At 66.3% G+C, this 13,874-nt stretch carries 12 protein-coding genes and 1 pseudogene; 11 read left to right on the forward strand and 2 right to left on the reverse strand.

Annotated elements, in window-relative coordinates; genetic code table 11:
• Nucleotides 1–76 precede the first annotated feature (76 nt).
• Nucleotides 77–676: a hypothetical protein gene (locus P0592_RS18075; protein ID WP_276274109.1), complete on the reverse strand. Its 600-nt coding sequence runs from the start codon at nucleotides 674–676 to the stop codon at nucleotides 77–79.
• Nucleotides 677–922: 246 nt separating this feature from the next.
• A complete protein-coding gene (locus tag P0592_RS18080; protein WP_276274110.1) occupies nucleotides 923–1,498 on the reverse strand; it encodes a helix-turn-helix transcriptional regulator in 576 nt (191 codons plus the stop codon).
• A gap of 146 nt (nucleotides 1,499–1,644) precedes the next feature.
• On the opposite strand from P0592_RS18080, the gene P0592_RS18085 reads away from it, so the two are divergent.
• The 11 genes and pseudogenes from P0592_RS18085 (at nucleotide 1,645) to P0592_RS18135 (ending at nucleotide 13,831) form a co-directional block, all read left to right on the forward strand.
• A complete protein-coding gene (locus tag P0592_RS18085) occupies nucleotides 1,645–2,340 on the forward strand; it encodes a hypothetical protein (protein ID WP_276274111.1) in 696 nt (231 codons plus the stop codon).
• A 39-nt stretch (nucleotides 2,341–2,379) separates the two neighbouring features.
• The gene (locus P0592_RS18090) at nucleotides 2,380–3,000 is read left to right on the forward strand and encodes a hypothetical protein (RefSeq protein WP_276274112.1); all 621 of its coding nucleotides are present in this window, start codon (nucleotides 2,380–2,382) and stop codon (nucleotides 2,998–3,000) included.
• Between the two features lie 331 nt (nucleotides 3,001–3,331).
• Entirely contained in the window at nucleotides 3,332–5,128 is a 1,797-nt protein-coding gene (locus P0592_RS18095) for a hybrid sensor histidine kinase/response regulator (RefSeq protein WP_276274113.1), read from the forward strand.
• Nucleotides 5,129–5,913: 785 nt separating this feature from the next.
• The gene (locus P0592_RS18100; RefSeq protein ID WP_276274114.1) at nucleotides 5,914–7,482 is read left to right on the forward strand and encodes a methyl-accepting chemotaxis protein; all 1,569 of its coding nucleotides are present in this window, start codon (nucleotides 5,914–5,916) and stop codon (nucleotides 7,480–7,482) included.
• Nucleotides 7,482–8,192, forward strand: coding sequence for a bacteriorhodopsin (locus tag P0592_RS18105; protein ID WP_419181147.1), 711 nt, complete (start codon nucleotides 7,482–7,484; stop codon nucleotides 8,190–8,192). The genes P0592_RS18100 and P0592_RS18105 overlap by 1 nt, the downstream gene beginning before the upstream one ends.
• A gap of 94 nt (nucleotides 8,193–8,286) precedes the next feature.
• Nucleotides 8,287–9,786 (forward strand): hybrid sensor histidine kinase/response regulator, encoded by a 1,500-nt coding sequence (locus tag P0592_RS18110; protein WP_276274115.1) that lies wholly within the window; start codon nucleotides 8,287–8,289, stop codon nucleotides 9,784–9,786.
• 225 nt (nucleotides 9,787–10,011) lie between these two features.
• Nucleotides 10,012–10,107, forward strand: a complete 96-nt coding sequence (locus tag P0592_RS18115) for a GTP cyclohydrolase IIa (protein WP_276274116.1) — start codon at nucleotides 10,012–10,014, stop codon at nucleotides 10,105–10,107.
• Nucleotides 10,108–10,122: 15 nt separating this feature from the next.
• Nucleotides 10,123–10,389, forward strand: a pseudogene (locus P0592_RS18120) (GTP cyclohydrolase IIa); the annotation flags it as partial.
• 187 nt (nucleotides 10,390–10,576) lie between these two features.
• Nucleotides 10,577–10,756, forward strand: a complete 180-nt coding sequence (locus P0592_RS18125; protein ID WP_276274117.1) for a hypothetical protein — start codon at nucleotides 10,577–10,579, stop codon at nucleotides 10,754–10,756.
• Between the two features lie 487 nt (nucleotides 10,757–11,243).
• Nucleotides 11,244–12,224 (forward strand): glutathione S-transferase family protein, encoded by a 981-nt coding sequence (locus P0592_RS18130; RefSeq protein WP_276274118.1) that lies wholly within the window; start codon nucleotides 11,244–11,246, stop codon nucleotides 12,222–12,224.
• Nucleotides 12,225–12,988: 764 nt separating this feature from the next.
• A complete protein-coding gene (locus P0592_RS18135; protein ID WP_276274119.1) occupies nucleotides 12,989–13,831 on the forward strand; it encodes a DsbA family oxidoreductase in 843 nt (280 codons plus the stop codon).
• Nucleotides 13,832–13,874: the final 43 nt, after the last annotated feature.

Raw genomic sequence — 13,874 nt, forward strand, 5'->3', positions numbered from 1 at the left:
CGGGCCACGCGGCGACGATCGGACGACGGCGATCGAACTCAGCAGCGCCGGTCCGCGGTGTCGGTCTCGCTCGGCATCACCGTGACCTGTCCCCGTCCTCGACTTCGACGACGAACGAGCCGTTCTCACCGTCCTCGATCGTGCTCTCGTTGACTCGGAGGTGGATCGATTCGCCGGCGGTGACTCGCGTGACGTTCCCGGCGTGACTCGTCGCGTCGTCGGACGCGTTCGCCTCGCTCGCGGTGGTGTGGGCACCGGCGTCGAGTGACACCGCGTTCGAGGCGTCGAGCGTCACCGGCTCGACGACGGACGTGACGGTCTGTTGATCGAGCCTGACGTCTGCAACGACGCGCGCGTTCCCGGGCGTCTCCATCGGGGCGATACTGACGGACACGACGCCGTCGTGCAGCTTCGAGGCCGTCACCTCGAAGTGCACCGCCGCGTCCGCGGCGAAGTGGCGTCGGACCTCGTCGTTCGCCCAGGCGATCTCTACCGCTCGATCGCCTGCCTCGCCGGTCAGTTCGTCCGGTGTGACGACGTCGACGGTGTGGTTGGCGGGCAATCCAGCAGCCGACCCCGCGTCGGCTGTCGCAGTATCCGTGGTCGCGGTGGCGACACCGCCCACGCCGACCGTGAGGAGTGTCGCGACCGCGAGTGTGAGGGCTTTCGTGTGCATCGGTTCGAACTGTGTCGCGGCGACCCGTCGGGGCTCCGTATCCCGCGGCAGTCAGGGGCCCCGCTTCTCGGCTCGCCGCGGTCGTACGTTGTCTGAAAGCCCTCAAAGCCCTTGATTGGAAAGCGGATCGAAAGCCGTTTGGAAGGGCTCGGAAACCGCTTTCGGCGGGGTGCCTGGTGTGACCGATCCGCGTCGGTACGACTTCTGCAGGCGGTTCGCGGCACGCGGTCGCCCTTCCCTCCGAGGTCACTGGAGTCGAATCGTGTTCCCCATCCCGTCGCGTTTTCGCTCGACGAGTCCCCGGTGTTCCAGCTTGTCGAGCGTCCGACTGACCGTCGCCTTCGAGAGGTCGGTCTCCTCGACCAACTTTCGCTGGGCCATCGTGCCGTCGCTCTCGAGGAGCAACCCGTAGATCGTCTCCTCGTTGTTCGCGAGTCGTTCGAGCGTGTCTTCCCACCGATCTTCTGCCGACGACTCGGCCGCGGGGTCGGCCGAGCGACTCACGCCCGCCGGTCCACCGTTCGGCTCGGCGGGCGGGCGAGACTCCGCCGCCGGGGCGGGTTCCTGTGACGCGAGAACGTGCGTCTGGTCGTGGACGACGAGATACGTGCCGCTGATCCCCGCGAGGAAGGCACTGGCCACGGCGATCGAGACGTCCAGGTAGGTGAAGAACTCGCCGACGTGCGTGGTCTGCGTGCCGCTCTCGCCCAGCGAGACCACCACCGGCGACGGTGAGACGAGCTGGACGGTCAACACCAACACGGCACCGACGAACACCACGGCGGCCAGCAGATGCGTCTGTTGGAGGGCTCGAAAACGCATAGGTGATCCATCCGACACCGACCGTTTATTTTTGTCGGTCCGTATCGCCGCAAGAGCCCGCGAAACGACCGTGAAACGCGTTTCCAACCGATTCCGAACGCGTTTCACCCGGGCACTATTGAGGTCTTTCAGCCAACGGTGACGGTGTGAACGAGATCGTCCGGTCGCGGTTGCTCGTCCTGGTGACTCTCACAGTGATCGGGGTCGGCCTGGCCGGTGGCGGCGTCGCCGTCGGGCTCGCCGGCCCGCTCTCGACCACGGGCCCGTCCGCCGAGTTCGTCGTCTCCGAGGGAGACGTGACCGTCTCGACCGGTGACCGATCGGAACCGGTCGTCGAGAACCTCTCCGGCGTGACGGAGGTCACGATCGAGGAGACCGACGCCGGCCAGTTCACGGTCCGGACGAGAACGGACTCCCCGCTGACCGACGCCGAGCGGAGGCGCGCACGAGCGATCGCGACCGACAACGCGACAGTGGCGCTGGCACTGGACGGGATGGACGCGTACGAGCTGTCGGTCGAGCCCGTGTACCGAGTGAACCGAACCGCGTCGACTCGACGGACGTTCGAGATCCGGACCGACAGCAACCGGACCGACGGTGTGTTTCGTGGCGAGGTGGTCGACGACGAGACCGGGACCGGCGACTCGGACGGCGGAACGGTGACCGTCGAACGCGCCCCCGACCACGTCGACGACCGTGCGGTCGTCCGCGTTCGAGACCCCGACAGAGGCGATCGACACGACCTCCGATACACGGTCGACGTGAACCTGGCGAACGGAACGGTCACGGGCATCACCGACTGGGCGGCCATCAGACGGGAGTCGGCGACGGACTCTTCCTGACCCTCACTCTTTTACCGTCACCCGCCTTCCGAGGCGGGTGTGTCGCTCACCAGCGATCGAGCGGACGGGATCGACGTCTGGAGCGGGAGACTCCTGGCGATCGCCGGCGTGGTCCTCCTCGTCGAGGCCGTCGGCGGTCTCTCCGGCGAGAGTCTCAGCGGACTCCCGTTCTCGTGGCTGCTCACGACGATCCCGTTCGGCGTCGGATTCGCTCTCGCCCCGCTCGTGTTGCTCCGGTCGTACCGCTACCTCGACGACCACGCCCCGCTGTCGGCCGTCGTCGGGGCCGCCTTCGTAGCGGCGCTTCCGGTCGGGACCGTCGTCTTGGTAGTGTGGGGCCTCCTCGGTCTCGCCGTCGGCCCCGTCCCCGGGATCGCCGCCCTGCCAGTCAGCGTGGGGACCGTCTTCTTCGCGCTGCTGGCCGCGTTCGCGCTCGGCGTCGGGACGTTCGGCCTCACGTTCCTCCGGGACGGACGCACACGGCTGCTGGGCGCATCGCTTCTGACCTTCGCGTCGGCGTGGGCCCTCCCGCTGGCCGTGGTCAGACTGTCTGGCGTCTACCCGGACTGGCTCGCGACCGTTCTCGTGGTCACCGTGGCGACGGCGATGATCGCGGTCGGTCACTGCTTCCCTCCCGTGGGACCCGGGCGTGGACAGTGATTCGGAGTCCCAGTCGGGGCCGCTCTCCACGAGACACTTCTCGTACTCGACTCGACCGTCCCGGTCCCGTGCCCGCCACCGTGGGACGTTCCATCGAGGAGCGCCTCCCCGAGCGTCGCCGCGTAGAGCGGCGACGTCAGTTCGGTCGGCTCGATCCGCTCCGCCTCGGACCCCTCGTCGAACCGGAGCCCTCCAGATCGACGGGTCCCGATCGTCGTGTACGGCCGCTCGCTGTCCCGGTGCCGGCGGTGTGAAAGTGGCAAGCTCCCGAGTACTTTCCCGGGGGATTATATCGGCTACCCACGTTGACTAAGACGACACCCTCGAAATCGTGCCTCACACCACAGAAGGGGTCCGGGTCCTGCTCGTAGATAGCGACCCCGACTTTCTGGAGACCGCCGCGTCACACCTCGAACAGGCGGCCGAACCGCTCGCGGTGGAGACTGCGACGAGCGTTCGGGCGGGACTGGACACGTACGAGACCGGTGAGTTCGACTGTGTCGTGTCTGGGGAGGAGCTGCCCGACCGGTCCGGACTGGCGTTTCTCCGGGCCGTCAGGGAGCGGGACGCCGACATACCGTTCGTTATCCTCACCAGTCACGACGAGGCCGGGGCGACCGAGGCCGTCTCGGCCGGGGTGACCGATTACGCTCGGAAGCCGACCAGCGACGCCCAGTACGACATACTGGCGAAACGGATCACGAACGCGGCCGTCGGCCACCGGGCTCGTCGACGGACGAGCTGGCTACGGTCGGTGATCCAGAATATCAGTGAAGGGGTGTACGTGCTCGACAGCGACCACCGGTTACGGTTCGTCAACTTCCGGATCGCGACGACCGAGGGGGCCTCGGAAGACCGGTGGCGTGGGCAGCACATCTCGTATCTCGCGGAGACGGGCGTCCTCTCGGAGGCCGAGGTCACGAGAGTACGACGAGCCGTCGACGAGATCCTCGGCGGCGACGCCGAACAGGTCCACGTCACGATCCAGCCGTCCGTTCCCGACCCGGACCGCACCCTCGAACTCCGGCTCACCCGCATCGAGGCGGCGGACGGAGAGGCGCTCGTCCTCGGGACGACTCGGGACATCACCGCCCGAGAGGACCGACAGACGGAGCTCCGGACGATCCGGGCGCAGTACGAGACGCTGATTCACCACATCCCGGACATGGGCGTGTTCCTGTTCGACGAGGACCTCGAATACACGCTGGCAGGGGGCGCAGAGCTGTCGGAGGTCGATCTCGCGGCGTCCGAGTTCGCCGGACAGACGCCGTTCGATCTGTTCCCCGACGAGCTGGCGACGGAGCTCGCCGAGCACTACCGGGCCGCGTTCGAGGGTGTAGAGAACACGTTCGAACAGGAGTACGAGGGGAGCCACTATCGGATCAAGACGCTGCCGGTCCGGAACGACGCGGACGAGATAATCGCGGGGCTCGCGGTCTCGGAGAACATCACCGAACAGAAACAGAACCAGCGGCAGTTGCGACGACAGAACGAACAGCTGGAGGCGTTCGCGCGGGCGATCAGCCACGACCTGCGCAACCCACTGACAGTGGCGACGGGCCAGCTCGAGTTGGCCCGGCAGAGCGGTGACAGCGAGCACCTCGACAGTGTCGACCAGGCGCTACAGCGCAGTCAAGATCTCATCGACGATCTGCTGGCGCTCGCTCAGTCCGGCGAGCAGCTGGGCGACGTGACCGAGGTCAGACTCGCCGACGTGGCGAGGCGATGCTGGCAGACCGTCGACGTCTCGGAAGCGGGACTCGTGATCGACTCGGATCGGCTGCTGCGCGCCGACGAGAGCCGGCTCCGCCAGCTCATCGAGAACCTCGTCCGGAACGCAATCGAGCACGGCGGTACCGACGTGACCGTCACCGTGGGCGCACTGAGCGACGGGTTCTACGTCGCGGACGACGGCGACGGCCTCGGCGATACCGACCCCGACTCGCTGTTCGAGTTCGGCTACTCGACGAACACGGACGGGACGGGGTACGGACTCGCGATCGTCAGCCAGGTCGCCGATGCACACGGGTGGGACGTGACGACGACGGCGAGTGCTGCGGGCGGCGCTCGCTTCGAGATCACCGGCGTCGACGGACGGGTGGACCCGGACGACGAGGAGACCGAGTGAGCGTCCCGGCGGCACGATGCAGCGCCCGTGTCCCTATTGCCGCCACCGGCCCGGCTGACGGCTTCGTGCCACCGAGCCGATGCTGAGGGCACAGCCGCTCACCGGGTCCGGATATCCACCGCTGACAATCGGACTGCGTGCGCTCCCCCGTCAGAACAACGAGACGAGTGACCGCCACGACGGCCCCTCGACCGGAACCGTCGGTGTCTTCCCGGCGTCGGGTACCGTCGACCCTCGGTGCCTCGGGAGCCGCGGGCTGTAACGGCCCCACGGGCTCCGACGCCACGGACACCGAACCGACAGCGACCGCTCGGCTGACGCTGACGGAAGAACCGAGCACGCCCTCGTCGACACGGACCGCGACGGACGCCGCCCTCGATCTGGCTTCGATTTCGGTGACGCCGGACCCGCCCCGACAGTGCCCGCCCGTGGAGTGTCTTCCGGCAGCCGCCGGTCCCGAGTGGGTCCGGAGCCCGTTCGAGCGACAGTCGGTCGGCTGGCAGTGACGGCGGCGCAACTCACCGCACGTTTCCGACGACCGTTCGAACCGACCGAAACGCCGAACGTGAACTGAATTCGATATGTCCGAGACGGGAGAGCTTGATATGCTAACGTCTTTAAGATAGCCGGTCTCGCCTCTCGCGTCCTTCGCCCCTGATCGCCCCGAAAGTTCCCGGACTGTCCCGTAGGGCGTCCGGCCGAGAGGTATGTGAAACGATGTCACACAGTCTCAGCTTTGATAAAATGGTAGTTTGCTTTACAAGCGTCGAAGCCAAGCCTACGCCATGGTCGTATCAGCCGTTCGACGTAGTTTCGGGGCGAAGCTCGGTGTCGCGTACGTCGCCACCGGCGCGCTCGTCGTCGCGGTCGGGGTCGCGACGAACGACGTGGCGTCGACGGTCGTCGCCGGCATCGCGGGGCTCCTCACCCTGGGGTCGATAAACGCCGCCGAGAGCGTCGCCAGCGTCAAGGAACTCTCGAAGCAGACGGAGACGGTCGCGGACGGCGACCTCGACGCGACGGTCGCCTCGACGCGGACCGACGAGTTCGGGCGGCTGGCGACGGCGATCGACGAGATGCGCCGGTCCCTGCAGGAACGGCTGTCGGAGATGGAGGCCACACAGGCCGACGCCGAAGCGGCCCGGGAAAACGCGGAACAGGCCCGCGAGGAGGCCCAGGAAGCCGAGCGCGAGGCCCGGGAGATGGCGGAGGACTACCGGCGGATCGCCGAGGGGTACGGGGAGACGATGGAGCGTGCCGCCACGGGTGACCTCACCCAGCGGCTCGACGAGGAGACGGAGTACGAGGCGATGGCGACTGTCGCAACCGCGTTCAACCGGATGATGGACGACCTCGAAGAGACGATTCGGACCGTGGCGGACGTCTCGGCCCGGATCGAGACCGAGACCGAGGAGATCACCACGGCCACGCGTGACGTCGAGGACCGAGTGTCCGACGCAGTCGACCGCTCGGAGGAGATCAAAAGCGGCGCACACGAACAGCAGACCCAACTGGAGTCGGTCGCGGCCGACATCGAAGACGTGAGCGCGTCGGCCGAGGAGATCGCGGCGACGGTCAACAGCCTCTCGGAGCGCAGCCGCGAGGTGGCGAACGCGAGCGACGACGCACAGCAGTCGGCGGAGTCGGCGCTGGACGAGATGGCCGCGATCGAGGGCGACGTCGAACGGACCGTCGAACAGGTCGAGTCGCTCCGGGCGACCGCGACCGAGATCACGGAGATCACCGACATCATCGCCGACATCGCGGAGCGGACGAACATGCTCGCGCTGAACGCCTCCATCGAGGCGGCCCGTGCGGGCGAGGGTGGCGACGCCGGTGACGGCTTCGCGGTCGTCGCCGACGAGGTGAAGTCCCTGGCCGAACAGACCCAGTCGCGAGCGGACGACATCGCCGAGATGGTCGAGGAGGCCGCCGCACAGACCGAGGCCGTGACCACGTCGATCCAGCGGACGCGGGACCGCGTCGAGACCGGGTCCGACACCGTCGCGTCCGCGCTCGGCGACATCGAGACCATCGCCGACTCCGTCGAGGAGATCTCCGACTCGCTGCAGGACATCGATCAGACGACGAGCCGACAGGCCGACACCGTCCAGTCGACCGCGTCGACGGTCGACGACGTCACGGCGATCAGCGACCGGACGGCGGCGAACGCGTCGGAGGCCCTCGACGTGGTCCGCTCGCAGCGGGACGTTATCGGATCGGTCTCGGCCTCCTTGCTGGAGTTCCGCGACAGCGACGTCGCACGACTGCAGACGCAGATCGACACGTTCACGATCTCGGAGCAGGGCGACGGCCGCGCCTCCGTCGCCGCCCCGGCGGGGGGTGACGACTGATGGACCCCTCGACGCTCGCCTACTGGACCGCGGCGGCCGCATTCCTCGTCGGAACGGGGGTCGCCGTCCTGTTCTACCGGTCGCTCGGGGAGAGCGCGGCGCGGTCCCGACTCGCGTACCTCGCGGTCATTCCCGCGTTCGCCGGGCTCTCCTACGTCGGGATGGCACTGGGGATCGGGACGATCACGGTCGAGGGCACCCAGTTCGTCGGACTCCGGTACCTCGACTGGGTCGTGACGACCCCGCTCCTGGTCGGCTACGTCGGCTTCGTCGCCGGTGCCTCGCGCCGTGCCATCGCGGGCGTGATGATCGCCGACGCCCTGATGATCGCGTGTGGGGCCGGTGCGGTCCTCACGACCGGCCCGTCGAAGTGGGTGCTGTTCGGGGTCTCGTCGGTGTTCCACGTCTCGCTTTTCGCCTGTCTCTACTACGTCTTCCCCCGACAGGTGCCCGACGAGCCGCGCCAGCTCGGGTTGTTCAGCCTCCTGAAGAACCACATCGGCCTGCTGTGGCTCGCGTATCCGTTCGTCTGGCTCGCGGGGCCGGCGGGGCTGGGGTACACCACGATCGCGGGGACCGACATCACCTTCGCGTTCCTCGACGTGATGGCCAAGGTGCCCTACGTGTACTTCTTCTACGCACGCCGGTCCGTGTTCGACGACGGGCTCCTCACCACGGCGCGGGACGGCACCATCTCACCCGCAGACTGACCTCGGAGACAGATATGCTTCGCACACACTCACGTCCAGAGACGAACGCCCGGGGCACTGAGCGCGGCCGGCAGCCCCCAGGAGTAGAGAGCACATGACCGACTCGAACGCCGACGGGACTCCCGAGCGACCATACCGTCTCCTCCACGTCGACGACCAGCCGGACTTCCTGAGCGTCACGCGGTCGTTCCTCGACCGGGAGCTGCCGGCGGCGGAGGTCGCCACGGAGACCGAGCCGGGTGACGCGATCGCGCGTCTGACACAGGGGTCGTTCGACTGTGTCGTCAGCGACTACGATATGCCCGGGATGGACGGACTCGAACTGCTGGAGACGATCCGGGCCGACTACCCCGACCTCCCGTTCGTCCTGTACACGGGCAAGGGGAGCGAGAGCATCGCGAGCAGCGCGATCAACGCCGGCGTGACCAGCTACCTACAGAAGGGTGGTCCGGAGCAACACCGACGGCTCGCCAACCGGGTCGAACACGCGATCGAAGAGTACCGTGCGAAACGCACATCGGAGCGGTACTCGGCTGTGCTGGGGGCCCTCGACTACCCCGTCTGGGTCGTCGACGTGGACGGCACCTTCGAATACGTCAACGACCCGTTCGTGGACCTGACGGGATACAGCCGCACCGAGTTGCTGGGCAGCGAGCCGGGGCTGATCAAGACGGACGAGAGCGTCGAACGAGCGAACGAGGCACTGCGATCGGTCCTCTCGAGCGACGGACCGGACACCGAGCGGTTCGAGGTGACGATCCAGCCGAAAGACGGCGCGGACGTCCCCTGCCGCGACCACCTCGCACCCCTCCCGTTCGACGACCGGTACCGCGGGTGTGCGGGGATCCTCCGCGACGTGACCGAGCAGCGAGAGCGACGGGAGAAGCTGGAACAGCAGAACCAACGCCTGGAAGAGTTCGTCTCCCTCGTCTCCCACGACCTCCGGACGCCGCTCAGTACTGCGAGGGGGGCGGCCGAACTGGCCGCCGAAAGCGGCGACCCGGAGTACTTCGAGAAACTCGAGACCGCTCACGAGCGTATGGACGGGATGATCGACGAGCTCCTGACGCTCGCCCGGGAGGGCCGGCGGGTGACCGTCGCGGAGCCGGTCAGGATCGACACGGTCGCCGCGGACGCCTGGGAGGGGCTCGCGACCGAGCCGGCACGGCTGACGACCGACGCGCCGGTCGTCGTCGAGGCCGACCCCGAGCGGCTGCGGCGGCTGTTCGAGAACCTGTTCAAGAACAGCATCGAGCACGGTCGCCCCGACGGGCGGTCGTCGAGCGGCGACACCGCCGAGCAGCGGGACGACGGTGTGGAGATCGCGGTCGGCACGACAGCCGACGACGGGTTCTTCGTCGCCGACGACGGGCCGGGTATCGACGCCGACCGGCGCGACGCGGTGTTCGAGCCCGGGTTCACGACGGCGAGTGACGGGACCGGGTTCGGACTCGCGATCGTCAAGCGGATCGCCGAGGCACACGGCTGGGAGGTCGTCGTGACCGAGAGCGACGCCGGCGGTGCCCGGATCGAACTCACCGGTGTCGACTTCGCTCCCCCACGCGAGTCGGCCGACGGGACCTCCACCACCTGAACCGGACGAAGCTCGCCCCGAGGTTCGCCGCGATCTGGGCCGGCGTCGTCGACACGACGGCGTACACCGGCCTCTTCGAGGCGGTCGGCGATCCGGTCCACTTCGAGGCGGACGTCCTCGCGAAGTACGCGCAACGGGGCCGCGGGCTCCCGGACGCGCGGGCCGGCCTGTGGACGCCGCCGTCGCGCGAACCGCCGAGAGACCGACCCCGCCGCTCCGGCCGCGATGATCCAGGCGACACTCTCCCGACTCGACAACTACGGGCCGTGGACGGCGACGCCTGCGCCCCGGCCCGAGATGGCCCTCCGGACGCTCCAGTGAGTCGGGAACGCACAGGACGACGCGCGACGCGGTGTCTGTCGCGGGAGCGCGACCCCGGGCCCGAACCGGCCGGACGTCGCACACTTCGACGTCACCGGCGAGTATACGGACGAAGACGACGCATACGGACAGTCTCTGTCCCTCTCGTCGACCTCCCACACGCTCGCGAGCCACTTCTACCGGACCCACGACGGCCTCGCGTTCTTCGTCCGCGGGGACAACGTCATCGCGGTCTGTCCCGGCTGTCCGACTCGACGTACCGATCGATCCTCGACCGAGTGAACGGGGCGTCGGCGCTCGCGTTCCGCGTCGGCCGCGCCGCCACGGCCGTCGAGGCGGGGATGGCGGCGAGACACGCGCCCGAGGACGGCCGCACCGCTACGTACCGGTTGGTAGCCACTCGCAAGCTCAGTCGGCGTTTGAGCGTTGACAGCGCCTTTAGTGGTGGCGTTCGACCTTCCGATCACCGATGTCCCTCCTTCGCGTTCTCTACCCCTGTCTGCTCTCGGGGGTGAACGTCGGCGTCGGCTGGCTCCTCTACCAGCCGCTGGAATCGACCGTCGGACTGGTGTTGCTGCTCGTGGGCCTGCTCGTCTCGGTGGGCGTGCTCACACAGGCGGTCGGGGGCACGCCGGCGTCGGAGCAGTGAGCGGTCGGCAGCCGCGACCGGCGGTCAGTTCCCGCCGACAGTCCGGTTCTCCGGGCGCGGCCCCGTCGGGACCTCTTCGCCCCAGTTCCTGGCCCACTCGTCGAGTTCCGCCAGCGCGTAGCTCCTCTCCCTTCGTGGTGAGGCCGTAGTAGACGGCGATCGGAGCATCTTCCTCCATCCGACGGCGACGGAAGTGCTACGTGGCTTTCCCCAACTCGATAATCCGCGTGGCCGAGAGGGCAGTCGGAGGAGCGAGATTCGAGACCATCGGTGTCGACGGGTAAGCGGGCTGTCGCGGTTGCTGTACGTCAATTACGGAAAGCCGCGCGAAACCGTATGATCCCAGATACGGTCAGCTATACCTGATCTCCTGTATCTCGCCTGAGATATTATGTGGTCGACGCTCAACGCTGAGTTACGATGCGCGATCGAATCGCCAACGTGGGTATCGGCCGTCAGAGTGCGATTGTTCCCGGAGGCGAGTAATATGGGCAAGCTCATCGATGGGGAGTGGGTCACCGGCCCCGAACGGGGACACGACAGCCAGGGGTTCGATGACTGGATTAGGGACCGGTCCGAACACCCCAACGCGAAGTACGTGGCTGAGTCGGACCGTTACCACCTGTACATCTCCCGTGCTTGCCCGTGGGCACACCGAGCTGCTCTCGTCCGCACTCTGAAGGGACTCGACGACGAGATCTCGGTAGATATCGTCGACCCAGTGCGGCGGGACGATGGCTGGGAGTTCACACCCTCGAAGGACCGTTGTACGCCGGATTCGGTGCACGGGTTCGAGTATCTCCGCGATGTGTACACGACGGCCGATCCCGCCTATACCGGTCGGGTGACGGTACCGGTCCTGTACGACACGGAGACGGAGACCATCGTCAACAACGAATCAGCGGATATCGCCCGGATGCTGGACCGAGCGTTCGGTTCGCTCGGGTCGCGCGATGTCGAGTTGTATCCCGAGGCGAAACAGGATCGGATCGATTCGATCATCGGCGAAGTCCACGACGACATCAACCTCGGGGTGTACGAGGCTGGGTTCGCAGAGACGCAGGTGGAGTACGAGCGAGCCGTCGAGACGCTCTTCGACGGCTTGGAGAGGTGGGACGATGTCCTCCAGGATCGCCGTTTCCTGACCGGCGATCAGCTGACACTCGCTGATGTCTTCCTCTTCCCCACGCTCTTCCGGTTCGACTCGGTCTACTACACGCACTTCAAGTGCAACGTGCAGCGGCTCGTCGACTTCGAGAACCTCTGGCCGTACGCCCGTGACATCTACCAGCTCCCGGGTGTCCGGGAGACGTGTGTGTCCGAGCACGTGAAAGAGCACTACTACCGGAGCCACGAGGAGATCAATCCGACCGGATTCGTTCCGGTCGGGCCGGACACCGACTGGTCAGCAGCGCACGACCGCGACCGACTCGGTGGGACGATTCCCCCCGTCTCGGTCGACGGCTGACCGCGTCTGAGTCGGTCTGCAACCGGTGCAATCCCGACGGGCGAACTCCCGGAGGTGGACGATGCTGCTCACCCCTGAACACGACTGCAGACTGTTCCGGATGTACTGGCGGGACAGCGATGATCCGGACTCGCTCGTTCCGGCAATTCCCCTTGACACTCTATGTCGATGAACCGCTCGGAAACAGACTCTGGGTGGTGCTGGCGATAGCGGTACTCCCCGTTCCGCCGGTCTCGGTGCTGTACACACTGCGCGATGACGGGCACGGCCGTCGGTGCGTATTCGGTGCGGACTGGCTGTCTAATCTACGGCGTCGTGAACCTGTTCGTCGTCGCACTGGTGCTCGGTCCTCTGGACAACCTGTTCGCGTGCGTCAGCGTCGTCGTTGTAGGGTGGTCCCGAGCACCAGCGTGGTCACCTGGAAGTACTGTACCAGACACCTCTGAGCACAACACACGATGGCTGCAACATCCGAGTCACCCGTTCGCCCCTCGATCGGGTCCAACTCGTCTATCAGCAGTTCGACGATACTCTGTGCGAATTCCCGTGCCTCGTTGCGGAACTGTCGTTGCTCGTCAGTCAATCGGAACCCCTACAGGTGAGAACATATCTTAATATTTTGATACTAATGTTTTTTACTGGGTCTCAATTCGGTAGCAGCGGTTATATAATCCCCCAGCGGTCTACCGCGGTATTCCGAAGAAAACCTGATTTAGTATATGTTGTCTGAGATATATTCGAGACGGATTCGCAAGTGGACGTGTATGACAGAAGCGACAGACGCGACGGTCACACTGACCCAGTTCACCGATCCGATGTGCACTTGGTGTTGGGGGTCAGAACCGATCATCAGACACCTGCAGACAGTGTACGGGGACCAGATCGAACTGCGGTTCGTGATGGGCGGACTCATCGAGGACTTCGACGACTTCTACGATGCGGCGAACGATATCTCCGAACCGGGCGAGGTCGGCCCACACTGGCAAGAGGCCTCCGAACACCACGGGATGCCGGTCGATACCACCATATTCGACGAGGACCCGGCGCAGTCGACCTACCCCGCAAGCATCGCATACGTTGCTGCGCGACAGCAAAGTCGTGACAAGGGCCAACGATATCTACGGCGACTCCGGGAGGCGTACGCGACGGAGGTTCGGAACGTCAATCGTCGAGATGAGCAACTAGAAATCGCCAGGTCAGTCGGACTGGATGTTTCTGCGTTCGAAACGGCTGTGGACGACGGCAGCGCCCGAGCGGAGTTTCAAGAGGATCTCGCGAAGGCCCGGGAGTCCGGTGTTCGTGCCTTCCCGACGTATCACGTCGACGGTCCGGACGGTGACCGTCGTGTATCGGGATTCCAACCATTCGAGCGGTTAGACGCTGAACTGCGTGCAGTCGCACCGTCGCTAGAACGCGCCGAACTACCGGAGATTCGAGAGTTCATCGATCGATACGATACCGTCGCGACCCAGGAGGTCGCAGAGGCCTACGACCTCAACTACGGCGAGACGTGTCAGGTGCTCGAATCACTCGTTGACGACGGTGATATCCGGAGCGAAAAACGCGGGAACGGATACCTCTGGATGAGTTCTTCGGAGGGCCGATGAAACGCAATTTCGCTTCTGGTCGGCGTCTCTGGACAAGGCACAG

The sequence above is a fragment of the Haloarcula litorea genome, from assembly GCF_029338195.1.
GTDB classification, from domain to species: domain Archaea; phylum Halobacteriota; class Halobacteria; order Halobacteriales; family Haloarculaceae; genus Haloarcula; species Haloarcula litorea.